We start from the raw sequence: 25,761 nt of genomic DNA, 5'->3' as shown, positions 1-25,761 counted from the left end.
ATGCCGGAATGTCATTCGGCTTATGCACAGGGCTGTCATGGGGCTTCCACCATCGCTTCGGCCGGTGTTGCCCGCACCATGCGCTTGAGTTCCGGAATGCACGAGCCGCAGTTGGTGCCGCACTTCAACGCTCCCTGCAGCTTCGCCAGCCGCTCGTCGGCGGTGCCGGTGAAGCGGCCCAGTTCGGTCTGGATCGCCACGTCCGCCACGTTGAAGCAGGTGCACACCGTCTTGCCCCGCGACTGCACCGCCACCGGCGCTTTCGAGCCCGGCGACAGCAGCAGGCGGCCGTAGCTTTGCGCCGGCAGTTCCTCGCGCAGCAGCGTGGAGATCCAGGTTTCGGCGCTGGTGTCGCCGCCCAGCAGGAAGGCTTCGAGGCCCGCGCTGCCGTCGGCACGGCGCACCAGCCGGGCCGAGCGGCGCTGGCCCCGGCGGCGGTCGGCGTAACGCAGGGTGTCGGCGGTCTGCAGGCCGAGCAGGGCTTCGATCTTCTCGACCAGCGCGTCGTCGGGCGCGTCGTGCGCGGCGGCGCGAAAGAGGAGGCCGCTGCGTTCGGCGCCCTGCGTGTTGCCGGCAAACGGCACGCAGGTCGCAAAAGGAAACAGCGCCATCATCGGCTGCAGCGCGCGGTGCGCGGCCAGCGCGTCGCCATCGGGCAGCCAGGCCATGGCCAGCAGCGACCACGGCAGCTCGGCCTTGAGGATCTTCACCGGCGTGTGCTTCAGCTCGGGCTGCTTCGAGGTCGGGCAGTAGGCCGGCGTGGTCAGCGCGTTGATGCCCGCGAGCCGCGTGCCGTTCGACGAGCAGCCGCTCAGGTACTCCTCGCCCCAGTGCATGGCGACGAACGCCTGGCTCAGCCCCACCTCGGCGCTGGCGCGCGCGGGCAGCATGATCGAGCCGCGCCTGGAGGTCAGGTGCACCAGGTCGCCTTCGCGGATCTGGCGGCGCGCCATGTCCTGCGCGTTCATCTGCACCACCGGCTCAGACACATGGCCGAACAGGCGCCCGACGGTGCCGGTGCGGCTCATTCCGTGCCACTGGTCGCGCAGGCGGCCGGTGTTCAGCGAGAAAGGGTAGCGGGCCTCGCGGGCTTCGGCCACCGGCTTGTAGACCGTGTCGACGAAGCGGGCGCGGCCATCGGACGTGGGGAACACGCCGTCTTCGTAGAGGCGCACGCGGCCGGTGTTTTCGCCTTCCTTCAGCGGCCATTGCTGCGGGCCGGCGGTTTCCAGCATCGCGTAGCTCAGGCCGGTGATGTCGAGGTCGCGCCCGCGCGTGGACTCGCGGTGCTCGTTCCAGACCGATTCGGCCGTCTCGTACGGGAACAGCGTGAACGCGCGACCCAACTGCCTTTCGAGCCGGTGCGCGAAGGCCACGGCTATCGACCAGTCGTTGCGCGCCTCGCCGGGCGCCGGCACGGCCGGGCGCACGCGCGAGATGCGGCGCTCGCTGTTGGTCACGGTGCCTTCCTTCTCGCCCCAGGTGGTGGCTGGCAGCAGCAGGTCGGCAAAGGCGCAGGTGGCGGTGGTGGCAAAGGCTTCCTGCACCACGACGAACTCGGCGCGTTCCAGCGCGCGGCGCACCGTGGCCTGGTCGGGCATCGACTGCGCCGGGTTGGTGCAGGCGATCCACAGCGCGCGGATCTCGCCGTCGGCCACGGCCTGGAACATCTCGACAGCCGTCTTGCCCGGCTTCTCGGGCACCGAGGGCACGCCCCACAGCGCGGCCACTTCGGCGCGGTGATCGGGGTTCGCCAGGTCGCGGTGCGCGCTCAGCAGGTTGGCGAGGCCGCCCACTTCGCGCCCGCCCATCGCATTGGGCTGGCCGGTCAGCGAGAACGGGCCCGCGCCGGCGCGGCCGATCTGCGCGGTCGCCAGGTGCAGGTTGATGAGCGCAGCGTTCTTCGCCGTGCCGCTCGACGACTGGTTCAGGCCCTGGCAGTACAGGCTCAGCGTGGCGGGCGAGGTGGCGAACAGCCGCGCCGCCTCGAGCAGGTCTTCCTTCGGGATGCCGCACACCTGCGCGACCTTGTCCGGCGTGCATTCGCGCACCGTTGCCTTCAATGCGTCGAAGCCGTTGGTGTGCGCCGCGATGTACTTCGCGTCGATCCAGCCTTCCCACAGCATCAGGTGCAGCATGCCGTTGAACAGCATCACGTCGGTGCCGGGCTGGATGGGCAGGAACAGGTCGGCGATCTCGACCGTGTCGGTGCGGCGCGGGTCGACCACGATGATCTTCAGCGCCGGGTTCGCGGCCTTCGCGTCCTCGATGCGGCGAAAAAGAATGGGGTGCGCCCACGCCGTGTTGCTGCCCACGATGAACAGGCAGTCGGCGTGCTTCAGGTCGTCGTAGCAGGCCGGCGGCGCGTCGGCGCCCAGCGTCTGCTTGTAGCCGGCCACGGCGCTGCTCATGCACAGGCGCGAGTTGGTGTCGACGTTGTTGGTGCCGATCAGGCCCTTGGCGAGCTTGTTGAAGACGTAGTAGTCCTCGGTGAGCAACTGGCCCGACACATAGAAGCCGACCGAGTCCGGGCCGTGGTCGCGGATCACCTGCGCGAACTTGCCGGCGGCGTTGTCGAGCGCGGTGTCCCACGTCACCGCGGTGGGCGCTTCTGCGCGCGCGAGGCGTTGCATGGGCTGCAGCAGCCGCGTCTGCCGCGTGACCGTGGCGCTGGCCGTGAGGTGCAGCGTCGAGCCCTTGGTGCACAGCCGGCCGAAGTTCGCCGGGTGGTCAGGGTCGCCGCGCACGCCGGTGATTTCGCTGCCCTGCGATTCGATGATGACGCCGCAACCGACGCCGCAGTAGGGGCAGGTGGAGCGGGTCTCAAGCGTCATGGGTTATTCCAGCGGCAGAACCGTCAGCACCGCGAACGGCTTCGGGCCGGCGACCGGGCGCTCCAGGTCGATGGCGTGCGTGGCCAGTTCGCCCGCGTCCAGGTGCACCACGCCGTCTTCCACCTTCACGGCGAACTTCGGCGTGCAGCCTTCGTCGGGCGACCTGGCGCAGCCGTCGTCCAGCCCGATGGCCCAGTTGTGCAGCGGGCAGGCCACGCTGGTGCCGAACACGATGCCCTGGCTCAGCGGGCCACCCTTGTGCGGGCAGCGGTCGAGCAGCGCGAACACCTCGTTCTCGGCGTTGCGGAACACGGCAACGTCCACGCCGGCAGGCCGCGCCACGCGGCGGGCGCCGAGCACGGGGATGTCGTCGATGCGGCAGATGACTTTCCAATCGCTCATGGTGTCTCCTTTCAGGCGGTCTGGTGGGTGTCGATCGGCGCCGTCAGCGGCGTGAACTGCCGCACATCGACCGAGGCCTGCGCCGATTCGAACCACGGATCGGGCTCGCCGTCGAGCGCGAACTGCAGGCGCTCCCACAGCGCCTTGCGGCCTTCGGCGTCGTCGAGGATCTTCTTCTTCACGTAGTCCAGGCCCACGCGGCCGATGTAGTGCACCGTGCGCTCCAGGTACCAGCCCTCTTCGCGGTACAGCTGCAGGAAGGCGCCCGAGTACTCCATCACTTCCTCGGCCGTCTTCACTTTCACGAGAAACTGCGCCACCTCGGTCTTGATGCCGCCGTTGCCGCCCACGTAGAGTTCCCAGCCCGAGTCGACGCCGATCACGCCCACGTCCTTGATGCCGGCCTCCGCGCAGTTGCGCGGGCAGCCCGACACCGCCAGCTTGACCTTGTGCGGCGAGTACATGGCCCACAGCGCGCGCTCCAGGTCCTTGCCCATCTGCGTGGAGTCTTGCGTGCCGAAGCGGCACCACTCGCTGCCCACGCAGGTCTTCACCGTGCGCAGCGACTTGGCGTAGGCAAAGCCGCTGGGCATGCCGATGTCCTTCCAGACGTTTTCCAGGTCTTCCTTCTTCACGCCCAGCAGGTCGATGCGCTGGCCGCCCGTGACCTTGACGGTCGGAATCTTGTACTTGTCGGCCGCGTCGGCAATGCGGCGCAGCTCGTCGGGCGTGGTGTGGCCGCCCCACATGCGCGGAATGACGGAGTAGGTGCCGTCCTTCTGGATGTTGGCGTGGCTGCGCTCGTTGATGAAGCGGCTCTGCGGATCGTCCTTGGCCTCCTTCGGCCAGGTGCTGATCAGGTAGTAGTTGATGGCCGGGCGGCAGGTGGCGCAGCCGTTGGGCGTGCGCCAGCCGAGGTTGCGATACACCTCGTCGTGCGTCAGGTAGTGCTCCTTGCGGATCGCATCGCGCACGTCCTGGTGGCTCGCGTCGGTGCAGCCGCACACGGCCTTCTTCTTCGGCGTGGCCGAGTAGTCGCCGCCGGCGGTGAACATCAGGATCTGCTCGACCAGCCCGGTGCACGAACCGCAGCTGGCACTGGCCTTGGTGTGCTTCTTCACCTCGTCGAGCGTGAACAGGCCCTTTTCCTTGATGGCCTTGCAGATGGTGCCCTTGCTCACGCCGTTGCAGCCGCAGACCTCGGCGTCGTCGGGCATGGTCGCGGCCTTGTTGTGGCCCTCGTGGCCGGTGTCGCCGATGTTCGATTCGCCGAACATGAGCTTGTCGCGGATGTCGTGCACGCTGCGGCCGTCGCGCAGCAGCTTGAAGTACCAGCTGCCGTCCACCGTGTCGCCGTAGAGGCAGGCGCCCACCAGCTTGTCGTCCTTGATCACCAGCTTCTTGTAGACGCCGCCGAAGGGGTCGCTCATGACGATTTCTTCAGTGCCTTCGCCGCCCATGAACTCACCGGCCGAGAACAGGTCGATGCCCGTCACCTTCAGCTTGGTGGAGGTGAGCGAGCCCAGGTAGCGGCCGATGCCGAACTGCGCCAGGTGGTTGGCCGCCACCTTGGCCTGCTCGAACAGCGGCGCGACCAGGCCGTAGGCAATGCCGCGGTGCGCCGCGCACTCGCCCACCGAGTAGATGCGTGCATCGGTCACGGTCTGCATGGTGTCGGTGACGACGATGCCGCGGTTGCAGTGCAGGCGCATCTTCTCAGCCAGCTCCACGTTGGGGCGGATGCCCACGGCCATCACCACCAGGTCGGCAGCCACCTCGGTGCCGTCCTTGAAGCGGATGGTCTTGACGCGGCCGCCCTTGCCGTCGTCGCTGTCGCCGACGAGGTCTTGCGTCTGCGCGCCGATCCGGAACTTCAGGCCCCGGTCTTCCAGCGACTTCTGCAGCAGCTTGCCCGCCACGTCGTCGAGCTGGCGCTCCATCAGCCAGGGCATCACGTGCACCACCGTCACGTTCATGCCGCGCAGCATCAGGCCGTTGGCGGCTTCGAGGCCCAGCAGGCCACCGCCGATGACCACCGCGTTCTTGTGCGTGCGCGCGGTCTCGATCATGTAGTCGGTGTCGGCGATGTCGCGGTAGGCGATCACGCCCTTCAGGTCCTTGCCGGGCACCGGCAGCATGAAGGGGTTGGAGCCGGTGCACATCAGCAGGCGGTCGTAGGCAGCCTCGGTGACATCGCCTTGCGAATCCACGGCGCGCACGACGCGCTTGACGCGGTCGACTTCCACCACCTTCTTGCCGGCGTGCAGCGTGATGTTGTTGTCCGTGTACCACTCCCAGCTGTTGAGCACGATCTCGTCGACCGTCTGCTCGCCCGCCAGCACCGGCGACAGCAGGATGCGGTTGTAGTTGGGATGCGGCTCCGCGCCGAAGACGGTGATGTCGTACAGCTCGGGCGCGATCTTCAGCAACTCTTCGAGCGTGCGCACGCCGGCCATGCCGTTGCCGACCATCACGAGTTTCATTTTCTTCATGGGGCTGGGCCTTTCAGGGAAATCAAGCAAAGGAGCGCCCGCGGCGCGCGTTCAGAATCGCGCCATGAGCTTTGAAGTGGACATCGGCTACAGCAGCCAGCGCGGACCGCGCGAGCTGAACGAAGACTTCGCCGGTGCAGTGCATGCGCCGCCGGGCGACGAGGCCCGCGGCCTCATTGCGGCCATTGCCGATGGGGTGTCCAGCGGCGGGCACGGCCGCGAAGCGGCGCAGACCACGGTGATGGGCCTGCTGGCCGACTACTTCGCCACGCCCGCCACCTGGGAGCCGACCGCCGCGCTCGACCGCCTGATCGGCGCGCAGAACGGCTGGCTGGCCGACCACAACCGCCGGCGCCAGAGCAAGCAGGACGGCGGCACGGCGCTCACCACGCTCACCGCACTGGTGCTGCACGGCCAGAGCTACACGCTGGCGCACGTGGGCGACACGCGCGCCTGGCGCGTGCGCGCCGGCGGCGGGCCGGCCGTGCCGCTCACGCAGGACCATGCCTTCGACCACCCCGACATGCGCAGCCGGCTCACGCGCGCCATCGGCCTGGACGACCAGGTGCGCGTCGACTACGCCCAGGGCGACGTGCGCGTGGGCGACTGCTTCGTGCTGAGCTCCGACGGCGTGCACGGTGTGCTCAAGCCGCAGCAGGTGGCCGCGCTGGCCCTGCAGGGCGATGCCGAAGCGGCCAGCGAGGCGCTGGTGCATGCGGCGCTCGACGCCGGCTCGCGCGACAACGCGACCGCGCTGGTCATCCGCGTGGTGGGGCTCGATGCGCGCCAGCTCGACGACGAACTCGGCGACGGCCGCCGGCTCGCACCGCCGCCCGCGCTGAAGGTGGGCGACGTGCTCGACGGCTACGCCATCACCGCGCTGGTGGCCGACACCGGCGTGCACCTGCTGTACCAGGCGCGGCATCCGCAGACGCGCGAGCTGGTCGCGCTGAAGACGCTGCACCCCTCGCGTGCCGGCGATCCGCAGGAACGCGCGATGCTGGCGCACGAGGCGTGGCTGGGGCTGCGTGTCGGAGGTATTGGCGGCAGCGGGTTCGTTCGTGTGCACGAGCGCGCCGAGAACGCGAGCGCGCTGTACATCGTGTTCGACTGGCATGGCGGGCGCACGCTGGAGCAGTTGCGCAAGGCGAACGCGCGCGGCGCGGTGTCCGAGGTAGTTGCCGCCGGCATCGAACTGAGCCGCGCGCTCGGCCGGCTGCACCGGCAGGGCGTGATCCATCGCGACATCAAGCCGGGCAACCTGCACCTGGGCGACGACGGGCGCTGGCGCATCATCGACCTCGGCGTGGCCCTGTCCGGAAGAGAAGGCGCTGCCCAGCGCGAGCTGCATGCCGGCACGCCCAGCTACATCAACCCCGAGCAGTGGGAGGAGGGCGGCACCGCCAACGCGGCCAGCGACCTGTTCGCGCTCGGCGTCACGCTGTACCAGTGGCTCACCGGCCACCTGCCCTACGGCGAGATCGAGCCCTACCAGGTGGCGCGCTACCGGCGCGATCCGGTCGCGCTCTCGCGCATCCGCCCCGACGTGCCGATCTGGCTCGACCATCTGGTGCGCAAAGCCGTTGCCCGTGATCCGCGCGAGCGCTTCGAAACCGCCGAGGAGCTGCTGCTCGCGCTGGAGCGCGGCGCCTCCCGCCCTGTGAACGCGCCCGCCGCCACGCCGCTGATCCGCCGCGACCCGCTCGCGCTCTACCAGCTCGCGCTCGGCGTGTCGGTCCTGTTCAACGTGCTGCTCATCGTGTGGCTGCTGTTCTTGCCACGTTGAGCGGAAGACGGCGGGGCGTGTCATGAGCGTGCCGTCTTTCGAATGTGGGGGGCAGCTGCGTGCGGCGTCGTGACGCGCGCACGGCCGCCCTTTTCGGCCCAGGTGCGGGTCCAGCGGATCTGCATCACGCGCATCACGCCCAGCATCACCAGCGACAGCGCCGCGAAGAACACGAAGCCCCAGATATAGCTGCCCAGGTATTGCTTCGACAGGCCCATGGCGTTGGGCACGAGGCCGCCGCCCAGCGCGCCGATCTCGCCGATCATCGAGCCGGCCACTGCCGTGCTCGTAGGCCAGCGCAGCGGCACCAGCTGGAACAGCGCGCCGTTGCCCGCGCCCAGTGCGGCGAAGCAGACGATCAGCACCAGCGTGGTGACGGCCAGCGAGCCTGAAGAGAAGCCCACCAGCACCAGGCTCACGGCCACCACCAGCAGCACCACCGTCAGCGTGTTGACGCCGCCCCAGCGGTCGGAGATCCAGCCGCCCACGACGCGCACGGCCGCGCCCATGAAGGCCGCGAGCATGGTCAGCTGGCCGGCCTGCACCTTGCTCACGCCGAACTGGTCGTAGTAGTACGAGGGCAGGAAGGTGGTGAGGCCGATGAAGCCGCCGAAGGTCACGCCGTAGATCAGGCTGAACACCCAGCCGTCTTTCTCGAACAGGCAGGCAATGTGCTCGCGGAAGCTCGAATGAGCGTTCACGTCCGGCGGCTCCTTGGCGAACACCACCATCACGACCATCGGAATGAGGATGGCGACGGCGGCCACGCCGTACACCGCCTGCCAGCCCAGCCAGTTCGCCAGCGGCGGCGCCACCAGCACCGACACCGCCGTGCCCACGTTGCCCGCGCCCACAAGGCCCATGGCCAGGCCCTTGTGCTGCGGCGGGAACCAGCCCGAGCCAAGCGACAGCGCCACGCCGAAGCTCGCACCCGCAATGCCCAGCAGCACACCCATGGCGAGCAGGTCGTTGAAGCTCTTGACGAAGAAGAAGCCGAACAGCATCGCCACCGCGATCAGCGCCATTTCGACCAGCGTGGCCTTCTTGCGGCCGATGTACTGCGAGAGGATGCCCAGCGGAAAGCGCATCAGCGCGCCCGCGATGATCGGCACCGACAGCATCAGGCCCTTCTGGGCGGGCGAGAGGTTGAAGGTTTCGCCGATGAACGGCGCCATGGCGCCGTTGAGCACCCAGATGCAGCAGGAAAACGAGAAGTACAGGAAGGCCGCGAACAGTGTCGGGCTGTGGCCTGATTGCAAGAAATTCCTGAAGCTGGACATGGCGTTCAAAGATGCGAAAAGCCGCGGCGCGACCCTGGAGAGGTCGTGTCGACGGACGGGGTTGGGGTCGGAGTGCCGGCAGCGGACGCTGTCGGCGTGGGGGTGTGCACGGCGTGTGAATTGCCGGGCCGGCTGCAGGAGCCTGCAGCCTCATCACCAAAGCGGTGCTTCGTTACACCGCGCTCCGTTTCATGCAAGAGGCGTGCCTGCGAGTTCGCGCGGGCGTGGCCTATGCTCGCGGTGCGTTCCCACACCGCTTCCCCAAGATGTCCCTTCTCGTAGTCCTGCCCGATGAACCCGCCGGCCTCGTTTTGCCCGAGGCGCTTGCGCGGGCGCTGTCCGGCGCCGGTCTCGACGTGCTCGGCTGCGCGGATTGCGGCAGCTTCGCGCGGCAGGTCGAGGTGCTGGCCCCCCGGCAGGCCTTGATCTGCCTGCCTTTGCCCACGCCCGCGCTGCTCGACGCCTTGTACACGTGGGCCGGCCTGCCGCCGTGTGCGCTGAGCCTTGTCAGCGCGCCGTTGAGCGGTGCTCAACATGAAGAACTGATCGCGCTCGGCATGCACGCATGGATGCAGATCGATGCCATCGATGCCGAATCGCTCGCCGCATTGGCCGCCCGCGCCCGGTCGCGCTGGCAGCGCGAGGCCACTTTGCGCACCGAACTGGAGAGCCTGCGCACCCGCATGGACGAGCGCAAGTGGGTCGACCGCGCCAAGGGCCTGCTGATGTCCGCGCGCGGCATCGGCGAGGACGAAGCCTTCGGCCTGCTGCGCGGCGCTGCGATGCACGCCAACCTGCGTCTGGGCGAGGTGTCGCGCTCGGTCATCGAGGCGGCGCAGTGGGCCGACGCGATCAACCGCGCCGGGCAACTGCGCATGCTTTCGCAGCGGCTGGTGCGCGTGGCGGCGCAGCTGCTGGGCAACATCGACGCCCAGCGGGCGCGAGTGCTGCGCACGCAGTCGGCCGAGCGGGTGCAGCAGAACCTCGATCATCTGGCGACCCTCGGGCTCGGTGCGGCTGGTGCGCAGGCGCTGGGGGATGCGCAAGCCGCGTGGAGCGGACTGGCCACTGCCTTGACTGCACGGCCGACGGCAGCGGGGCTGGCCGACATCGACCAGCGCGCGGAAGTGCTGCTCCACGCAGCGGAGGCCTTGACGGAGGCGCTCGAAACCTCGGGCGCGCGGCGCGCGCTGCGCATCGTCAACATCTGCGGACGGCAGCGCATGCGCGCGCAGCGGCTGGCCAAGGACGCGCTGCTGGCCGCCGCGCTGAAAGAGAAGGCCGCGAACGCGCGGCTGGTGCCGACCATGGCCGAGTTCGAGGCCGCATTGCTCGAGCTGGAGCACGCGCCGCTCAGCACCACCGAGATCCGCGCCGCGCTGGCCAGCGCCCGCGACGAATGGCTGCGGCTGGTCGGCGGCGTGCGCACGCTCGACAGCGCCGACGGCCGCGCCACGCTGGTGCGTTCCAGCGACGCGCTGGTCGACACCTTCGAGCGCCTCACGGCGTCGTACGAGCACAGCCTGCAAGTGATCATGTCCTGACGCCGGTTGTGCTGGCGCGGGCGCAGCGTCAGGCCGCGACCTTCTCCACGTGCGCCTGGCGCGTGTAGAGGAAATCGATCACCGCCTTGCGTGCGTGCACATAGGCCGGGTCTTCGGCCAGTTCGACGCGGTTGCGCGGGCGCGGAAGGTTCACTGCGAGCACGTCGCCGATGGTGGCGGCCGGGCCATTGGTCAGCATCACGATGCGGTCGCTCAGCAGCACGGCCTCGTCGACGTCGTGCGTCACCATGACGACGGTGCTGTGCGTCTTCTGCACGATGGCCAGAAGCTCGTCCTGCAGCTTGGCGCGGGTGAGGGCGTCGAGCGCGCCGAAGGGCTCGTCCATCAGCAGCACCTTGGGCTCCATCGACAGCGCGCGCGCAATGCCCACGCGCTGCTTCATGCCACCGGAGATTTCGCCGGGCCGCTTCTGCGCGGCGGGCGTGAGGCCCACCAGCGCCAGCGCCGCATCGGTGCGCGCGCGCAGCTGCGCTTTGTTTTCGGTGGCTGCGAACACGCGTTCGACCGCGAGGTACACGTTCTCGAAGCAGGTGAGCCAGGGCAGCAGAGAGTGGTTCTGGAACACCACCGCGCGCTCGGGGCCGGGGCCCCTGATTTCCTTGTTGGCGCACAGCAGCGAGCCTTCGGTGGGCGTGGTGAGCCCGGCAATCAGGTTCAGCAGCGTCGACTTGCCGCAGCCCGAGTGGCCGATGAGCGTGATGAACTCGCCCTTGGCCACGTTCAGGTTCACGTCGCGCAGCGCGACGAAGCGGCCCTTGGGCGTCTTGAATGCCTGCTCGACCCCGTGGATCTCGATGTACTTGCTGTCGTCGATCATGACTTCACCTCTTCGAATGTGAATGCCGTTGCGAGCTTGATGAGCGCGAACTCCAGCACCAGGCCGACGATGCCGATCACGAAGATCGCGATGATGATGTTGGCGACGTTGAGGTTGTTCCACTCGTCCCACACCCAGAAGCCGATGCCGACACCGCCGGTGAGCATCTCGGCCGCCACGATCACCAGCCACGCGGTGCCCACGGCCAGGCGCACGCCGGTCAGCATGTAGGGCAGCACGGCGGGGAACAGGATCTTGGTGAGGATCTTCCATTCGCTGAGGTTCAGCACCTTGGCTACGTTCATGTAGTCGCTCGGCACGCGCTGCACGCCCACGGCCGTGTTGATGACCATCGGCCAGATCGAGCAGATGAAGATGGTCCAGATGGCCGCCGGGTTGGCGCCCTTGAACACCAAGAGGCCGATGGGCAGCCAGGCCAGCGGCGACACCGGGCGCAGCAGGCTGATCAGCGGGTTGAACATGCGCGCGAGAAATTCGAAGCGCCCGATCGCGAAGCCGGCCGGAATGCCGACCAGCGCCGCCAGCCCGAAGCCCAGCGCCACGCGCTGCAGCGACGAGAGCACGTTCCAGCCCACGCCCTGGTCGTTCGGGCCCTTGCTGTAGAACGGATCGCTGAACACCGTCACGGCCTGCTGCCAGGTGGCTGCGGGCGTGGGGAAGCCGGTGGTGCTTTTCATGGCCACCACTTCCCAGATCAGCAGCAGCAGGCCGAAGCCCGCCAGCGGCGGCAGCACGCGCATCCAGAAGGCGCGCAGGTCGATGGGCGTGCGCACCCGGGGCTCGGGCGCCGGGGCGGGTGCGGGCTTGGGGGCTGCCGGCCTGGCGGCGACGGAAGGGGCCACTTGCGTCACCTGCGCGGTGGTCGCTTCGAGCGGCGAGTGAAAGACTGCGCTGACCATGTTGTTCTCCCTATGCATGAAGCTTGAAGGACTCGGCGTATTTCTTCGGGTCTTTGCCGTCCCAGACCGAGCCGTCGAACAGCTTGCTGGTGCGCATCGTTTCCTTGGGCACTGGCGTCTGCGTGGCTGCGGCGGCCTGCTTGTAGATGTCGATGCGGTTGATCTCGGTGGCCACCTTCAGGTAGTCGGGGTGTTCCTTCAGCAGGCCCCAGCGCTTGTGCTGCGTGAGGAACCACATGCCGTCCGACAGGTACGGGAAGGTCACGGCGCCGCCGTTGTAGAACTTCATGTGGTTGGGGTCGTCCCAGCTCTTGCCCAGGCCGTTGGTGTAGCGGCCCAGGATGCGCTGGTTGATGGCGTCCACGCTGGTGTTGACGTAGCTCTTGTCGGCGATGGTCTCGGCCATCTTGTTCTTGTTCTGCAGGCCGGTGTCGATCCACTTGCCGGCCTCGAGGATGGCGGCGGTCACGGCGCGCGCGGTGTTCGGGTATTTCTTGGTGAACTCGGCCGTGGTGCCGAGCACCTTCTCGGGGTGGTCCTTCCAGATGTCCTGCGTGGTGATGGCCGTGATGCCGATGCCGTCCATGATCGCGCGCTGGCCCCAGGGTTCGCCCACGCAGTAGCCGTCCATGTTGCCCACGCGCATGTTGGCCACCATCTGTGGCGGCGGCACGGTGATGTTCTTCACGTCCTTGAACGGGTCGATGCCGGCGGAGGCGAGCCAGTAGTAGAGCCACATGGCGTGCGTGCCGGTGGGGAAGGTCTGCGCGAAGGTGTATTCGCGCTTCTCGCTGGCGATGAGCTTGGCGAGCGAGGCGGCATCGACCGCGCCCTTGTCCGAGAGCTTCTTCGACAGCGTGATGGCCTGGCCGTTGTTGTTGAGCGTCATGAGCACGGCCATGTCCTTCTTGGGGCCGCTTACGCCGAGGTGCACGCCGTAGACGAGGCCGTAGAGCACGTGCGCCATGTCGAGCTCGCCGTTGACCAGCTTGTCGCGCACGCCGGCCCAGCTGGCTTCCTTGCTGGGGACGATCTTCACGCCGTACTTCTTGTCGATGCCGAGCACCGAGGCCATCACCACGCTGGCGCAGTCGGTCAGCGGGATGAAGCCGATCTTCACTTCTTCCTTCTCGGGCTTGTCCGAGCCCTGGGCCCAGACGGCGGCGCGCAGCGCCGGGTCGATGCCGACGGCGCCGATGGCAGCGGCTTGCAATACGCGGCGTCGGCTGAGGCGGGTTTTGAGCAGGTCGGTCATGGGGCGGGCTCCGGTTGAAGGCAAACAACAAACAAGAAAGACAAAAACGAAAAGGCGTCCGCACCGCGCAGGGGCTGCTCGAAAACGAGCCCTTGCGGGATGGGGACGCCTTTGTCCGGTTCGGTGGGAGACACCCGCCGTTGGGTGCCGCCTGCCTGAAGACCCATTGGGGGGCCTACGAACTTATTGCTTGCAAGCGGTGTGCCAGCCTTCGGGTGCTACGGGCTGCTATCAAGAAAGTAGCGGGATGCGGCCGCACAGCATGGGAGAGGGCCCGATCAGGCCGGGAAGTGCCGGATGGCACAGTTGTTGTGCACTGCACCAAGTTGAACGGCAGGACCGCTTCAACGCGGCGGCGCGCGGTCGAGCATGGGCAGGTAGTCGGCCATTGCCAGCATTGACTCGGCCACGTCGACCAGCCGCCGCTTCTGGTTCATCGCGGTCTGGCGCAGCATCTTGTGCGCGTCTTCCTCGCTGAGCCGGCGGTGCGCCATCAGCAGGCCCTTGGCGCGTTCGACGATCTTGCGTTCGTTGAGCGAGGCGCGCACGGTTTCGAGCTCGTCGCTCATGGCCTGCAGGCGGTGCGACTGTTCCTGGACCATGTCGAGCACCGAGCGTTCGAGATGGCGGCCGAACTGGGCGGGCGCGGCTGACTGCGCGTCGGCGTCGTCGAAGAACAGGGCGCCAGCCTGCGGGGCCAGCGTGTCGAGCAGCTGCCGGTATTCCTGCAGCTCGCTGCGCGCCTGCACGGTCTTTCGCTCGCACAGCGCGCGCAGGTCGGCGGCCAGGCGGTCCTCGACGATCTTCATGGCGTCGATGCGGCGGGTGCAGCAGTCGAACCAGGCCTGGCTGAGCGGCACGTCAGCCGGCGTGGAGGCGGCGCCGCGCCGGCGGATGCGTTCGAGCTCGGCCACTTCGGCATCGGGCTGGCTGTTGCGCCACAGCGCGAGCACCGCCTCACCGGAGAAATCGGTGAACACCTGGAAGCAGCGTTCCTGCGATTCGATCAGGTGCAGCCACTGCAGGCGCTGCGCTTCGTCGCTGCGGCCCAGCGCCAGCGCGGCGGAGCCGAAGGCGCGCTCCTGGCCGGCGAATTCCTTGCCCTGCATGAAGTTGAACATCGCGACCAGCAGGCGCGAGATCTCTGGGTCGGTGGCGCCGTCGGCCGCCTCGAACACCACCGACAGCAGGCCGGCGACGAGCTTGGCGAACGCGGCGGTGGACTGCGCCGGCTTCAGTTCGAGCGCATCGATGCGGCGGCGCAGGCCGGGCAGGGCGTCCAGCCCGGGGAGCACCCATGCGATGCGGCTGAACAGGCGTGCGCTGTTGCCGGTGCCCGCGCCGCGGTGGTTGTCGGCCTCGAGCTGGTCGAAGCCGGCGCGCACCTCCTGCTCCAGCGCGATGCATTCGGCGATCTGCGGGCCGCGCTGGTCGGCGAAGCGGGCGCCGCGAGAGGTGAGGAACATGTTCGACATGCCCCGCTCGCGCTGCAGCGCGTGGACGAGGCGGCCGATCAGGCTCACCAGTTCGCTGGTGCGGGCGAGCTGATCCAGCTCGTCGATTTCGCAGCGACGGGCAGCGATCAGAAAACTCAGTCCGGATTTCATGGTGGGAGGGCGCGGGGCTCTGGCATGGTCAACGCAACATCCGTGCCTCGGGGAGTGGAGAGCGCCGCCGTTTGCCCCTTCGCGGGTGCCGGGGGAGGGCGCCGCCTACACTCGGCGGCATGCTCTTGTTGGGAATCGAATCATCCTGCGATGAAACCGGCGTGGCGCTGGTCGAGTCGCACGGCGACGCGCTGCCGCTGCTGCTTTCGCACGCGCTGCACAGCCAGATCGCCATGCACCAGGCCTACGGCGGCGTGGTGCCCGAACTGGCCAGCCGCGACCACATTCGCCGCGTGCTGCCGCTGACTGAAGCCGTCATGGCCGAAGCCGGTCGCACGCTGGGCGAGATCGACGTGGTGGCCTACACGCGCGGGCCGGGCCTGGCGGGCGCGCTGCTGGTGGGCGCCGGCGTGGCCTGTGCGCTGGGCGTGGCGCTTGGCAAGCCGGTGCTGGGCGTGCATCACCTCGAAGGGCATCTGTTGTCGCCGTTCCTGAGCGCCGATCCGCCGGAGTTTCCGTTCGTCGCGCTGCTGGTGTCGGGCGGCCACACCCAGCTGATGCGGGTGGACGGCGTGGGCCGCTACGAGCTGCTCGGCGAAACCATCGACGACGCGGCCGGCGAGGCCTTCGACAAGAGCGCCAAGCTCATGGGCTTGCCGTACCCGGGTGGGCCGTGGCTCGCGAAGCTGGCCGAAGGCGGCAGTGCCACGGCCTTCAAGCTGCCGCGGCCGCTGCTGCACAGCGGCGATCTCGATTTTTCTTTTGCCGGCCTGAAGACGGCCGTGCTTACGCAGGCCAAGAAGCTTGGCGACCAGCTCGAAGCGAACAAGGCTGACCTGGCAGCGTCCACGCAGGCGGCCATCGTCGAGGTGCTGCTGAAGAAGTCGCTTGCCGCGCTCGACCAGACCGGGCTCAAGCGCCTGGTGGTGGCGGGGGGAGTGGGAGCCAACAGGAATCTGCGCGAACAGCTGAACGCCGCGTGCGCCAAGCGCAAGGTGCGCGTGCACTACCCTGAGCTGCACCTGTGCACCGACAACGGCGCGATGATCGCCATGGCTGCGGCGATGCGCCTGCAGTCGGGGCTGTCGCAGGCGAGCGAGCGCTATGCCTTCGACGTCAGGCCGCGATGGCCCATGGCTTCGCTACCGGAGACTGCGTAAGCAGTTGCTTTGATCGGCCGATTGCCGGCAGCGGCAGCACGTCGAGCACGTTGCGCCACAGCTGGCGCCACTGCGGCCAGTCGTGGCCACCCTCGGTCGTGAAGACGCGCCCCGGCGGCAGGGCGTCGGCCAGCAGCTTGTGGTTGCTGGCAAAGCGGTCGTCGAGCCCGAAGCCCAGGTACAGCGGCGGCAGGTTCTGCGACGGCTGGGCTTCCAGGTACTGCTGGAAGAAGGGCCAGAGCTTGCGGTCGGGCTCTTCGTCGGGCTGCGGCCCGGTAGGCGCCTGCCAGGTGCGCAGGCCGCCGGCTTTCTTGATCTCCGCGCCGAGCACCCGGCGTCCCAGGTAGGGCGCGAGCGCCACGATGCCGTCCACCGAGCCCGGCCGCGCCAGTTCGTGAATGAGCGCGCCGAAGCCGCCGATGGAAATGCCCACGAGCCAGATCGACTTGTAGCCCTTGGCGCGCTGCGGCTCGATGACCTCGGTGTGGAGGCGATCGCTCAGCGTCTGTTCGTAGTAGTAGGAAACATCCGCGTCCACCAGCAGGGAGTCGGCCGCCAGATGGCGTTCGCGCACGGCTGCGATGAACCCTTCGCGCTCGAACTCGTCGGGCTTCAGGTACGCCCCGGGCAGGAACACCAGGAGCGTGTCGGATTGTTCGTTGGGGTTGGCGGATTGAAGGTGCGTTTTCATGGTGCCTTTGGGGCACCCGAACCGCACCGTAGCGAGTTCGGTGCGTTTACGAGACGCCCACGAAGAAGAAAGTTCTAAGAAAACGTCACATCATGTGACGTTATCTGGCGCTATTGTGAATAAGGTGCTCGTTTAAAGTCAAAACGAGGCCTTAACTAACATTTTCCTCTTGTGGGCATAGGCCAAATTAGTTGATTTGTAACTGAGTGGCCTGGCTCACGGGGACCAGCTTGCCGAGCTTCAGCGTGAGCACGCCGTTCTCGAGCTTTGCTTCGCTGGTGGCCACGTCGATGTCCTGCGGCAGCTCGTAGGCGGCCTTGAACTGGCGCTTGGCTTCGGCCTTGCTGTCGATGCGCAGCACGGCGCCTTCGATGCTGATCGCGAGGTCTTCGCGCGTGAAACCCGGCACGTCGAGCGAGAGGGTCCAGCTCTTGTCGTCCTGCTCGACCAGCGGCGAGCGGCGGGCACCGGCGAAGGCATCGTTCACGAAGCGTTCGAACGAGCGGTCATAGGCGCGGGGAGCAAAGCGGGCGGTGCGAAGGGTGGGGGCGAAAAACATGATGAAGAACTCCTGAATCAACACAATGGGGACAAGGAATGTGTGTCCCTTACACTGCGCGGCCGTTCAATCGTGAGTGCCGCTTGAGACCTCATCTAGGCGCAGCCGCACGCGTTTCAAGACAATGAATCCCCCCTTTATTTGGCGTCGCGAGGCCTTGAAATTCGCGGCGCTGGCGCTATGCGCGAGGCCCTTCGCCGCGCTGGCGCAAGCATCGGTTTCATCGCCACCTGCGCCCATTCGCCTGGCACTCATCGAAAGCATGAGCGGCCCCTTCGCCAACACCGGCGAGGCCGTGTTCCGCAATCTGTTGTGGGCGGTGGAGCGCGTGAATGCGCGAGGCGGCATCAAGCTGCCCGGCGGCACGCGGCCCCTGCAGCTCGACCGCTACGACAGCAAGGGACAGAACGAAGAAGCGCTCTCCGCGCTGCGCGCCGCGATGGACGACGGCGCGCGCATCGTGCTGCAGGGCAACTCGTCGGCCACGGCCGCGGCGCTGGTCGATGCCATCGACAAGAACAACGAGCGCGACCCGTCGCGGCGCGTGATCTTCCTCAACTACGCGGCGGTCGACCCTGTGCTCACGAACGAGCGCTGCAGCTTCTGGCACTTTCGCTTCGACGCCCATGCCGACATGCGCGTGGCAGCGCTGATGGACGTGGTGAAGGACGACGCAGCGCTCAAGCGCGTCTACCTGATCGGACAGGACTACAGCTTCGGCCAGGCCGTGCTGCGCGAGGCGCGCCGGCAGCTCGGCACACAGCGGCCCGACGTGGAGATCGTCGGCGACGAGCTGCATCCGATGGGCAAGGTGAAAGACTTTGCGCCCTATGCCACCAAGATCATCGCGAGCGGTGCGCAGGCCGTGGTCACGGGCAACTGGGGCAACGACCTCACGCTGCTGGTGAAGGCGGCGCGCGAAGCGGGCTTCAACGGCACCTTCTATACCTTCTACGGCAATGCGCTCGGTGCGCCCGCAGCCATCGGCGATGCGGGCATCGGGCGCGTGATCGCGGTGGCCGACTGGCTGCCCAACGTGCAGACGACGCAGTCCGAAGCCTTCTACCGCGCCTTCCGCGCGCGCTTTCCGAAGCCAGCCGAAGACTATGTGCACATGCGGCTGGCGCTGATGATCGAAGCGCTCGTACAGGCCATCGAACGCGCGGGCAGTGTCGACGCGGTGCCTGTGGCACGCGCGCTGGAGCAGGCCGACGTGAGCCTGTACGGCCAGCGCGGGCGCATGCGCGCTGCGGACCACCAGTTCCAGCAGCAGCTCGTGGTCGGCGTGATGGACAGGCAGGGCAGGCCGGGCGTGCAGTTCGACGTCGAAGGCTCCGGCTACGGCTTTCGGGTGGTCAAGACCATCGCCCCCGAGCGCGCCGAGCTGCCGACCTCGTGCAAGATGAAGAGACCTTGATGACGATGATGAACAGGACAACCAGACATGCGTGAAGCCATCCACAACCTCGAAGCATCGAAGATCCGCGAAGTCGCCAATGCCGGCATGGGCCGCGACGACGTGCTGGCCTTCTGGTTCGGCGAAAGCGACGAAGTCACTCCCGAGGTGATCCGCCAGTCGGCCATCGAGTCGCTGCAGCGGGGCGAAACCTTCTACGCCCACAACCTCGGCCTGCCCGAACTGCGCGAAGCCATCGCGCGCTACACCAGCGGGCTGCATCCGGCGGTCGATGCCTCGCGCATCGCCGTCACCTCGGGCGGCGTGAGCGCGCTGATGCTCGCGGTGCAGGCGCTGGTCGATGCGGGCGACGAAGTGGTCGCCGTGACGCCGGTGTGGCCCAACCTGACGGCGCAGCCCGCGATCATGGGCGCGCATGTGCGCACGCTGTCGCTGGTGCCGGTGAAGGGCCAGTGGACGCTCGACCTGCCCGCGTTGCGCGCAGCGGTCACGTCGAAGACGAAGCTGCTGATCGTCAACGCGCCGAACAACCCCACGGGCTGGACCATGACGCGCGACGAGCAGCAGGCCGTGCTCGACCATTGCCGCAAGACCGGCACGTGGATCCTTGCCGACGAGGTGTACGAGCGGCTGTACTACGAGCCGACGCCCAATGGCTGCGCGCCGAGCTTCCTCGACATCTCGAAGCCTGACGACCGCCTCGTCGTCACGCACAGCTTCTCGAAGAGCTTCCTGATGACGGGCTGGCGCCTCGGCTGGCTGGTGCTGCCGCCGTCGATGGTGGACGGCATCGGCAAGCTGATCGAGTTCAACACCTCATGCGCCAGCGTGTTCACTCAGCGCGCCGCCATCACCGCCATCGAGCACACGAGCGAGATCACGCCGCGCGTGGTGGCGCACCTGAAGCAATGCCGCGACACGCTGGTGCCGCTGCTGGCGGCGCTGCCGGGCGTGCAGGTGGCCTCGGCCAAGGGCGGCATGTACGCCTTCTTCCGGCTCGAAGGCTTCGGCGATTCGCTCGAAGTGGCCAAGCGGCTGGTGGCAGAGGCGGGCCTGGGGCTCGCGCCGGGCAATGCCTTCGCACCTGAAGCGCAGGGCTGGCTGCGCTGGTGCTTTGCGTCGAAAGACCCGCAGCGGCTGGTGAAGGGCGTGGAGCGGTTGCGCAACTGGCTGGCGGAGCAGCAACCCGGCAAGGGCTGAGCCGGCTGCAATTTCGTTCAATACGCGGCGCGCCGGGGCCGCGAAGCTCGAGCTTTTCTCGAAAGCGAAAGGTCCGGCATGTTGTCGCAACGGTTGAAGGGGATGGCGCTGTGCGCGCTGGCGATGGTCACGGTCGGCAGCACGGTGGTGGCCAGCAAGGTCATCGCGGGCGGGCTGCCGCCGTTCACCGCGACCGCGCTGCGGTTCGCGATGGCGCTGCCGGTGTTCCTGGTGCTGCTGCGGCTGACCCGCACGCCGTGGCCGCGGCCCGGCCGGCGGGATCTGGCGCTGCTGGTGTGCCAGGCGGGGCTGGGGAGCGTGGGCTACACCGTGCTGCTGATCCTTGGTGTGCGCTGGGCGCCGGCGGCCAGTGCGGGCGTGGTGGCTGGTACCTTGCCGGCTGTGGCGGCGCTGGTGGCGGTGATTGCGCTGCGCGAGCGGCCGGGGCGGTTTCTGGTGGGCAGCATCGTGCTGGCGACGGCGGGGGTGCTGGCGATCAGCTGGCCCGGGGCGGGCCAGGCTTCGGCGGGGGACTCAAAATCCCCGGCGGCTCTGATCGGCAACCTGCTGGTTTTGGGCGCGGTGGTTTGCGAGGCGATGTTCATCCTGCTCAACAAACGCCTGCGGGTGCCGGTGCGTCCGCTGGTGCTGTCGACGCTGATGACGGCCTTCGGGTTGCTCCTGTCGCTGGTGCCGGCGCTGTTCGAGCGAGCCTGGGAGCGCCCCTTGCCGGCGGAGGCACTGGCTGGCGTCGCCTACTACGCGCTGGTGCCGACGGTGCTGGGCTTCGTGCTGTGGTTTGCCGGATCTTCCCGGCTGCGCGGGGCCGAGGCGGCGCTTTTCACTGCCGTTCTACCGGTTTCGGCGCTGGCGCTGGCCGCGCTCTGGCTGGGCGAAAGCATCAGCCTGGCGCAGATCGGCGGGGCAGCCTGCGTGCTGGGCGCCGTGGGGCTGGCTTCGCTCGATGGAAGGCCCTCAAGGGGGCCTGAAAGCCCGATCAGGACGGTCGGGCTATAATTCCAAGGCTTTGCATGCCGCAAGGCGCACGGTGGGTGCAGTTCCAGCGCACACCGCAAGTCAAACATCCCGGAACAAGGAAATCAACATGATCGCAGCCTCCATCAAGGCAGAAGTTGTCAAGGACAACGCCCGCGCCGCCAACGACACCGGCAGCCCCGAAGTGCAAGTCGCACTGCTGACCGCCCGCATCAACGAGCTCACCCCCCACTTCAAGACGCACGCCAAGGACCACCACGGCCGTCGCGGCCTGCTGCGCATGGTGAGCCGCCGCCGCAAGCTCCTCGACTACCTCAAGTCCAAGGACGCCGACCGTTACACCGCGCTGATCGCCAAGCTGGGTCTGCGCAAGTAAATCGAATCGCATGAAAAAACGCCTGGGTTAGTCCGCTAGCTCAGGCGTTTTTTACTTCGCGATCCACTTTCGGAGTGCCCAAACAGAGCGAAGCTGTGTCATTCCAATGAAGTTCGCCCCGAGCTTCGCTGGAATGGCATCGTGTTCTGAGAAGCCTCCGTCTCTTGCGGGCTCTGTGTAGTCCGCTATCAAAACAGGAGCAAAACATGAGCCTCTTCAACAAAGTCACCAAGTCGTTCCAATGGGGCGACAAGACCGTCGTCATGGAAACGGGTGAAATCGCCCGCCAGGCCAGCGGCGCCGTGCTCGTCGACATCGACGGCACCGTCATCCTCGCGACCGTGGTTGCCTCCAAGTCGGCCAAGGCCGGCCAGGACTTCTTCCCGCTGACCGTCGACTACATCGAGAAGACCTACGCCGCGGGCAAGATCCCCGGCAGCTTCTTCAAGCGCGAAGCCAAGCCCAGCGAACACGAAACGCTGACCAGCCGCCTGATCGACCGCCCGATCCGCCCGCTGTTCCCCGAAGGCTTCCTGAACGAAGTGCATGTGGTCATCCACACCGTGTCGCTCAACCCCGAAGTCGATGCCGACATCGCCGCCATGATCGGCGTGAGCGCTGCGCTGTCGATCTCCGGCGTGCCGTTCAACGGCCCGATCGGTGCAGCCCGCGTGGGCTACATCAACGGCCAGTACGTGCTGAATCCGGGGCAGACGGCTCGCAAGGATTCGCAGATGGACCTCGTCGTCGCCGGCACGCAATCCGCCGTGCTGATGGTCGAATCCGAAGCCCTGCAACTCAGCGAAGAAATCATGTTGGGCGGCGTGGTGTTCGGCCACGAGCAAGCCAACATCGCCATCAACGCAATCCATGAACTCGTGCGCGACGCCGGCAAGCCGGTGTGGGACTGGAAGGCTCCCGCCGAAGACGAAGCCTTCGTCGCCAAGGTCAAGGGCCTGGCCGAAGACAAGCTGCGCGCCGTCTATCAAATTCGCAGCAAGCAAGCCCGTACGCAAGCCCTGCGCGAAGCCAACGCCAGCGTGCTCGAGGCACTGAAGGCCGAAGGCGCCGAGTTCGACTCCGGCAAGGTCAGTGACCTGCTGTTCGCCATCGAATCGAAGATCGTGCGCAGCCAGATCCTGTCGGGCGAGCCCCGCATCGACGGCCGCGACACGCGCACCGTGCGCCCCATCGAAATCCGCAACTCGGTGCTGCCCCGCACCCACGGTTCGGCCCTGTTCACGCGTGGTGAAACCCAGGCGCTGGTCATCACCACGCTCGGCACCGAACGCGACGCACAGCGCATCGACGCGCTGGCCGGCGAATACGAAGACCGCTTCCTGTTCCACTACAACATGCCTCCCTTTGCCACCGGCGAAGTGGGCCGCATGGGCTCGACCAAGCGCCGCGAAATCGGCCACGGCCGCCTGGCCAAGCGCGCGCTCGTCGCCGTGTTGCCGAACAAGGAAGAATTCCCGTACACGGTTCGCGTGGTGTCGGAAATCACCGAGTCGAACGGCTCGTCGTCGATGGCTTCTGTCTGCGGCGGCTGCCTCTCGATGATGGACGCCGGCGTGCCCATGAAGGCGCACGTGGCTGGTATCGCCATGGGCCTGATCAAGGAAGACAACCGCTTCGCGGTGCTGACCGACATCCTGGGCGACGAAGATCACCTGGGCGACATGGACTTCAAGGTTGCGGGTACCACCAACGGCATCACCGCGCTGCAGATGGACATCAAGATCCAGGGCATCACCAAGGAAATCATGCAGGTCGCACTGGCACAGGCCAAGGAAGCGCGCATGCACATCCTGGGCAAGATGCAGGAAGCCATGGGCGAGGCCAAGGCCGAAGTCTCCAGCTTCGCACCGCGCCTGACCACGCTGAAGATCAACCCCGAGAAGATCCGCGACGTGATCGGCAAGGGCGGCTCGGTCATCCGTGGCCTGCAGGAAGAAACCGGCACGACGATCAACATCGACGAAGACGGCACCATCACCATCGCTTCGACCGATCCGGAAAAGGCCGAGCTGGCCAAGAAGCGCATCGAGCAGATCACGGCCGAAGTCGAAATCGGCAAGGTCTACGAAGGCCCGGTCACCAAGATCCTGGACTTCGGCGCGCTCATCAACCTGCTGCCCGGCAAGGACGGCCTGCTGCACATCAGCCAGATTGCGCACGAACGCGTCGAGAAGGTGACCGACTATCTGAGCGAAGGCCAGATCGTCAAGGTCAAGGTTCTGGAAACGGACGAGAAGGGCCGCGTCAAGCTGTCCATGAAGGCCCTGACCGAGCGTCCGGCCGGCATGGAATACAGCGAGCGCCCGCCGCGCGAAGACCGCGGTGACCGTGGCGAGCGGCGTGACCGTGGCGATCGCGGCGACCGCGGTGGTGACCGTGGCGAGCGCGCACCGCGCTTCAACAACGAGCAACAGCAGCCGCGCAACGAGCAGCCGCAGGCTCCGGCCGGCGAGCAGCAGCAACAAGCCCCGCGCGAGCCTCAGGAGTAAGAAGGGCGCAACGGCGGTCCTCCGGCTGCCGTTGCTATCTTTTGAACATCAAGCTTCGCCCCATCTGCGGGCGTTGGAGGCCGAAAGACCATGAAAGCCATTGAAATCACTTCGTACGGCGCCCCTGAGGTGCTGCGCGTTGCGCAGCGTCCCGACCCGGTAGCGGGTGCGGGCGAACTGCTGATCCGTGTGGCGGCAAGTGGCGTCAATCGCCCGGACGTGCTGCAGCGCAAGGGGCACTACCCCGTGCCGCCGGGCGCTTCCGATCTGCCGGGCCTCGAAGTGGCCGGCGAGATCGTCTCGGGTGACGCTGCGGCGCTGGCCGAGGCGGGCTTCAAGGTTGGTGACCGTGTCTGTGCGCTGATCGCCGGTGGCGGCTATGCCGAGCTGTGCGTGGCGCCCGTGGCGCAATGCCTGCCGGTGCCCAAGGGCTGGAGCGATATCGATGCAGCTTCGCTGCCCGAGACCTTCTTCACCGTCTGGAGCAATGTGTTCGACCGCGGCCGCCTGCAAAAGGGTGAGACGCTGCTGATCCAGGGCGGCTCGAGCGGCATCGGCGTCACGGCGATCCAGATCGCCAAGGCGCTCGGTGCGACCGTGATCGTCACGGCCGGCAGCGACGACAAGTGCGAAGCCTGCCTGAAGCTCGGCGCCGACCATGCCATCAACTACCGCACGAGCGACTTCGTCGAAGAGGCGAAGAAGCTCACCGGTGGCAAGGGTGTGGACGTGGTGCTCGACATGGTTGCCGGCGACTACGTGGCGCGCGAGATCGAGTGCCTGGCCGAAGATGGCCGGCTCGTGATCATCGCGGTGCAGGGCGGCGTGAAGAGCGAGATCAATGCGGGCCTCGTGCTGCGCAGGCGGCTCACGATCACCGGCTCGACGCTGCGTCCGCGGCCAGTGGCGTTCAAGGGCGCCATTGCCAAGGCCCTGCGCGAGAAGGTGTGGCCGCTGCTGGAAAGCGGCGCAATCAAGCCTGTGATCCACAGCATCTTTGCGGCGGCGGGCGAGCCCAGCGGCGCAGCCCAGGCTCACGCGCTGATGGAATCGAACCAGCACATCGGCAAGATCGTGCTGACATGGTGAGTGACGAGAAGACGAACGCGATGACGACCAAGAAGAAACTGATCGCTGGCAACTGGAAGATGAACGGCAGCCTGGCTGCCAACGAGGCGCTGGTGAAGGCCTTGCAGCAAGGCTTGGCCGCAAGTCCGGCGGCTTGCGATGTGGCGCTGTGCGCGCCTGCGCCGTACTTCGCGCAACTGCAGTCGCTGCTGGCGGGTTCGCCGGCACTGGCACTGGGCGCGCAGGACATTTCGGCTCATCCGCAAGGCGCCTTCACCGGCGAGCAATCGGCGGCAATGCTGAAGGACTTCGGCGTGCGCTATGCCATCGTCGGTCACTCCGAGCGTCGGCAATACCACGGCGAGACCGATGAAGCGGTCGCGGCCAAGACGGCGGCAGCGCTGGCCAATGGCATCACGCCGATCGTCTGTGTCGGCGAAACGCTGGCACAGCGCGAAGCAGGGCAGACCGAAGAAGTCGTCAAGCGTCAGTTGGCAGCGGTCATTCATGTGAACGGCCATTGCATCAGTGAGATCGTCGTGGCGTACGAGCCTGTCTGGGCCATCGGTACGGGCAAGACGGCTACGCCGGAGCAGGCGCAAGCGGTGCATGCGGTGCTGCGCGCGCAGTTGCATCACGCAGCGAGCGAGCATGCAGCCGGCATCCAGATTCTTTATGGTGGCAGCATGAACGCCGCCAACGCCGCAGAACTGCTGGCGCAGGCCGACATCGATGGCGGCCTCATCGGTGGCGCTTCGCTCAAGGCGCCCGATTTTCTGCAGATCATTTCCGCCGCTGCGCGCTGAACGCGCAACGGCTGTATCAC

20 protein-coding genes are annotated in these 25,761 nt (G+C 67.3%); 10 read left to right on the top strand and 10 right to left on the bottom strand.

Going from position 1 to position 25,761, the window contains the following annotated elements; genetic code table 11:
• Positions 1-35: 35 nt before the first annotated feature.
• Genes BLV60_RS24430 through nirB form a run of 3 tightly spaced genes read right to left on the bottom strand, consistent with a single transcriptional unit; the run spans position 36 to position 5,728 of the window.
• Complete coding sequence (locus tag BLV60_RS24430; protein WP_093057869.1) at positions 36-2,834, bottom strand: nitrate reductase; 2,799 nt, start codon at positions 2,832-2,834, stop codon at positions 36-38.
• Positions 2,835-2,837: 3 nt separating this feature from the next.
• Entirely contained in the window at positions 2,838-3,236 is a 399-nt protein-coding gene (gene nirD / locus BLV60_RS24425) for a nitrite reductase small subunit NirD (RefSeq protein ID WP_093057868.1), read from the bottom strand.
• A gap of 11 nt (positions 3,237-3,247) precedes the next feature.
• Positions 3,248-5,728: a nitrite reductase large subunit NirB gene (nirB, locus tag BLV60_RS24420; RefSeq protein ID WP_093057867.1), complete on the bottom strand. Its 2,481-nt coding sequence runs from the start codon at positions 5,726-5,728 to the stop codon at positions 3,248-3,250.
• 64 nt (positions 5,729-5,792) lie between these two features.
• On the opposite strand from nirB, the gene BLV60_RS24415 reads away from it, so the two are divergent.
• Complete coding sequence (locus BLV60_RS24415) at positions 5,793-7,514, top strand: bifunctional protein-serine/threonine kinase/phosphatase (RefSeq protein ID WP_093057866.1); 1,722 nt, start codon at positions 5,793-5,795, stop codon at positions 7,512-7,514.
• 20 nt (positions 7,515-7,534) lie between these two features.
• Here the strand turns inward: BLV60_RS24415 and BLV60_RS24410 are convergent, their stop codons facing one another.
• A complete protein-coding gene (locus BLV60_RS24410; RefSeq protein WP_093057865.1) occupies positions 7,535-8,794 on the bottom strand; it encodes an MFS transporter in 1,260 nt (419 codons plus the stop codon).
• Between the two features lie 266 nt (positions 8,795-9,060).
• On the opposite strand from BLV60_RS24410, the gene BLV60_RS24405 reads away from it, so the two are divergent.
• The gene (locus tag BLV60_RS24405; RefSeq protein ID WP_256329560.1) at positions 9,061-10,338 is read left to right on the top strand and encodes an ANTAR domain-containing protein; all 1,278 of its coding nucleotides are present in this window, start codon (positions 9,061-9,063) and stop codon (positions 10,336-10,338) included.
• Positions 10,339-10,366: 28 nt separating this feature from the next.
• Here the strand turns inward: BLV60_RS24405 and BLV60_RS24400 are convergent, their stop codons facing one another.
• From BLV60_RS24400 to BLV60_RS24385, 4 genes are all read right to left on the bottom strand, one after another.
• Entirely contained in the window at positions 10,367-11,176 is an 810-nt protein-coding gene (locus BLV60_RS24400; protein ID WP_093057863.1) for an ABC transporter ATP-binding protein, read from the bottom strand.
• Complete coding sequence (gene ntrB / locus BLV60_RS24395) at positions 11,173-12,096, bottom strand: nitrate ABC transporter permease (RefSeq protein WP_093057862.1); 924 nt, start codon at positions 12,094-12,096, stop codon at positions 11,173-11,175. Before ntrB ends, BLV60_RS24400 begins: the two co-directional genes overlap by 4 nt.
• Positions 12,097-12,106: 10 nt before the next feature.
• Positions 12,107-13,351 carry a CmpA/NrtA family ABC transporter substrate-binding protein gene (locus BLV60_RS24390; RefSeq protein ID WP_093057861.1) on the bottom strand — a complete coding sequence of 415 codons (1,245 nt, stop codon included), beginning with the start codon at positions 13,349-13,351 and terminating at the stop codon, positions 12,107-12,109.
• Between the two features lie 344 nt (positions 13,352-13,695).
• Positions 13,696-14,958 (bottom strand): nitrate regulatory protein, encoded by a 1,263-nt coding sequence (locus BLV60_RS24385; protein WP_093057860.1) that lies wholly within the window; start codon positions 14,956-14,958, stop codon positions 13,696-13,698.
• A gap of 119 nt (positions 14,959-15,077) precedes the next feature.
• Here BLV60_RS24385 and tsaD point away from each other — a divergent pair, with 119 nt between their 5' ends.
• Positions 15,078-16,118, top strand: a complete 1,041-nt coding sequence (gene tsaD, locus BLV60_RS24380; protein ID WP_093057859.1) for a tRNA (adenosine(37)-N6)-threonylcarbamoyltransferase complex transferase subunit TsaD — start codon at positions 15,078-15,080, stop codon at positions 16,116-16,118.
• Here the strand turns inward: tsaD and BLV60_RS24375 are convergent.
• Positions 16,075-16,809, bottom strand: a complete 735-nt coding sequence (locus tag BLV60_RS24375; RefSeq protein ID WP_093057858.1) for an alpha/beta hydrolase-fold protein — start codon at positions 16,807-16,809, stop codon at positions 16,075-16,077. The genes tsaD and BLV60_RS24375 overlap by 44 nt on opposite strands.
• Positions 16,810-16,996: 187 nt before the next feature.
• Entirely contained in the window at positions 16,997-17,368 is a 372-nt protein-coding gene (locus BLV60_RS24370) for an Hsp20/alpha crystallin family protein (protein ID WP_093057925.1), read from the bottom strand.
• A 124-nt stretch (positions 17,369-17,492) separates the two neighbouring features.
• Between BLV60_RS24370 and BLV60_RS24365 the strand changes: the two genes are divergently transcribed.
• The 7 genes from BLV60_RS24365 (at position 17,493) to tpiA (ending at position 25,741) form a co-directional block, all read left to right on the top strand.
• Complete coding sequence (locus BLV60_RS24365; RefSeq protein ID WP_093057857.1) at positions 17,493-18,785, top strand: branched-chain amino acid ABC transporter substrate-binding protein; 1,293 nt, start codon at positions 17,493-17,495, stop codon at positions 18,783-18,785.
• A 27-nt stretch (positions 18,786-18,812) separates the two neighbouring features.
• The gene (locus tag BLV60_RS24360) at positions 18,813-19,985 is read left to right on the top strand and encodes a pyridoxal phosphate-dependent aminotransferase (RefSeq protein ID WP_093057856.1); all 1,173 of its coding nucleotides are present in this window, start codon (positions 18,813-18,815) and stop codon (positions 19,983-19,985) included.
• An 81-nt stretch (positions 19,986-20,066) separates the two neighbouring features.
• On the top strand, positions 20,067-21,002 hold the full coding sequence (locus BLV60_RS24355; RefSeq protein ID WP_371127401.1) for a DMT family transporter: 936 nt from the start codon (positions 20,067-20,069) through the stop codon (positions 21,000-21,002).
• Between the two features lie 88 nt (positions 21,003-21,090).
• The gene (gene rpsO, locus BLV60_RS24350; RefSeq protein ID WP_007837783.1) at positions 21,091-21,357 is read left to right on the top strand and encodes a 30S ribosomal protein S15; all 267 of its coding nucleotides are present in this window, start codon (positions 21,091-21,093) and stop codon (positions 21,355-21,357) included.
• Positions 21,358-21,563: 206 nt separating this feature from the next.
• Positions 21,564-23,867: a polyribonucleotide nucleotidyltransferase gene (pnp, locus tag BLV60_RS24345; RefSeq protein ID WP_093057854.1), complete on the top strand. Its 2,304-nt coding sequence runs from the start codon at positions 21,564-21,566 to the stop codon at positions 23,865-23,867.
• Between the two features lie 90 nt (positions 23,868-23,957).
• Positions 23,958-24,956 carry an NAD(P)H-quinone oxidoreductase gene (locus tag BLV60_RS24340; RefSeq protein ID WP_093057853.1) on the top strand — a complete coding sequence of 333 codons (999 nt, stop codon included), beginning with the start codon at positions 23,958-23,960 and terminating at the stop codon, positions 24,954-24,956.
• A gap of 20 nt (positions 24,957-24,976) precedes the next feature.
• Positions 24,977-25,741: a triose-phosphate isomerase gene (tpiA, locus tag BLV60_RS24335; RefSeq protein WP_007837775.1), complete on the top strand. Its 765-nt coding sequence runs from the start codon at positions 24,977-24,979 to the stop codon at positions 25,739-25,741.
• Positions 25,742-25,761: the final 20 nt, after the last annotated feature.

This window comes from Variovorax sp. YR634 (assembly GCF_900106655.1).
Taxonomy (GTDB): domain Bacteria; phylum Pseudomonadota; class Gammaproteobacteria; order Burkholderiales; family Burkholderiaceae_C; genus Variovorax.
Note: the sequence above shows the minus strand (reverse complement) of the source record. Positions and strands in the feature narration are given on the sequence as shown.

Bases quoted from the DNA above. Each gene is read 5' to 3' on its own strand.
- tpiA (WP_007837775.1), top strand. From the start codon at position 24,977: ATGACGACCAAGAAGAAACTGATCGCTGGCAACTGGAAGATGAACGGC.
- BLV60_RS24370 (WP_093057925.1), bottom strand. From the start codon at position 17,368: ATGTTTTTCGCCCCCACCCTTCGCACCGCCCGCTTTGCTCCCCGCGCC.
- pnp (WP_093057854.1), top strand. From the start codon at position 21,564: ATGAGCCTCTTCAACAAAGTCACCAAGTCGTTCCAATGGGGCGACAAG.
- BLV60_RS24360 (WP_093057856.1), top strand. From the start codon at position 18,813: ATGCGTGAAGCCATCCACAACCTCGAAGCATCGAAGATCCGCGAAGTC.
- BLV60_RS24410 (WP_093057865.1), bottom strand. From the start codon at position 8,794: ATGTCCAGCTTCAGGAATTTCTTGCAATCAGGCCACAGCCCGACACTG.
- BLV60_RS24405 (WP_256329560.1), top strand. From the start codon at position 9,061: ATGTCCCTTCTCGTAGTCCTGCCCGATGAACCCGCCGGCCTCGTTTTG.
- ntrB (WP_093057862.1), bottom strand. From the start codon at position 12,096: ATGGTCAGCGCAGTCTTTCACTCGCCGCTCGAAGCGACCACCGCGCAG.
- BLV60_RS24365 (WP_093057857.1), top strand. From the start codon at position 17,493: ATGAATCCCCCCTTTATTTGGCGTCGCGAGGCCTTGAAATTCGCGGCG.
- BLV60_RS24375 (WP_093057858.1), bottom strand. From the start codon at position 16,809: ATGAAAACGCACCTTCAATCCGCCAACCCCAACGAACAATCCGACACG.
- BLV60_RS24415 (WP_093057866.1), top strand. From the start codon at position 5,793: ATGAGCTTTGAAGTGGACATCGGCTACAGCAGCCAGCGCGGACCGCGC.
- BLV60_RS24400 (WP_093057863.1), bottom strand. From the start codon at position 11,176: ATGATCGACGACAGCAAGTACATCGAGATCCACGGGGTCGAGCAGGCA.
- BLV60_RS24340 (WP_093057853.1), top strand. From the start codon at position 23,958: ATGAAAGCCATTGAAATCACTTCGTACGGCGCCCCTGAGGTGCTGCGC.
- BLV60_RS24430 (WP_093057869.1), bottom strand. From the start codon at position 2,834: ATGACGCTTGAGACCCGCTCCACCTGCCCCTACTGCGGCGTCGGTTGC.
- BLV60_RS24385 (WP_093057860.1), bottom strand. From the start codon at position 14,958: ATGAAATCCGGACTGAGTTTTCTGATCGCTGCCCGTCGCTGCGAAATC.
- BLV60_RS24390 (WP_093057861.1), bottom strand. From the start codon at position 13,351: ATGACCGACCTGCTCAAAACCCGCCTCAGCCGACGCCGCGTATTGCAA.
- rpsO (WP_007837783.1), top strand. From the start codon at position 21,091: ATGATCGCAGCCTCCATCAAGGCAGAAGTTGTCAAGGACAACGCCCGC.
- tsaD (WP_093057859.1), top strand. From the start codon at position 15,078: ATGCTCTTGTTGGGAATCGAATCATCCTGCGATGAAACCGGCGTGGCG.
- nirD (WP_093057868.1), bottom strand. From the start codon at position 3,236: ATGAGCGATTGGAAAGTCATCTGCCGCATCGACGACATCCCCGTGCTC.
- nirB (WP_093057867.1), bottom strand. From the start codon at position 5,728: ATGAAGAAAATGAAACTCGTGATGGTCGGCAACGGCATGGCCGGCGTG.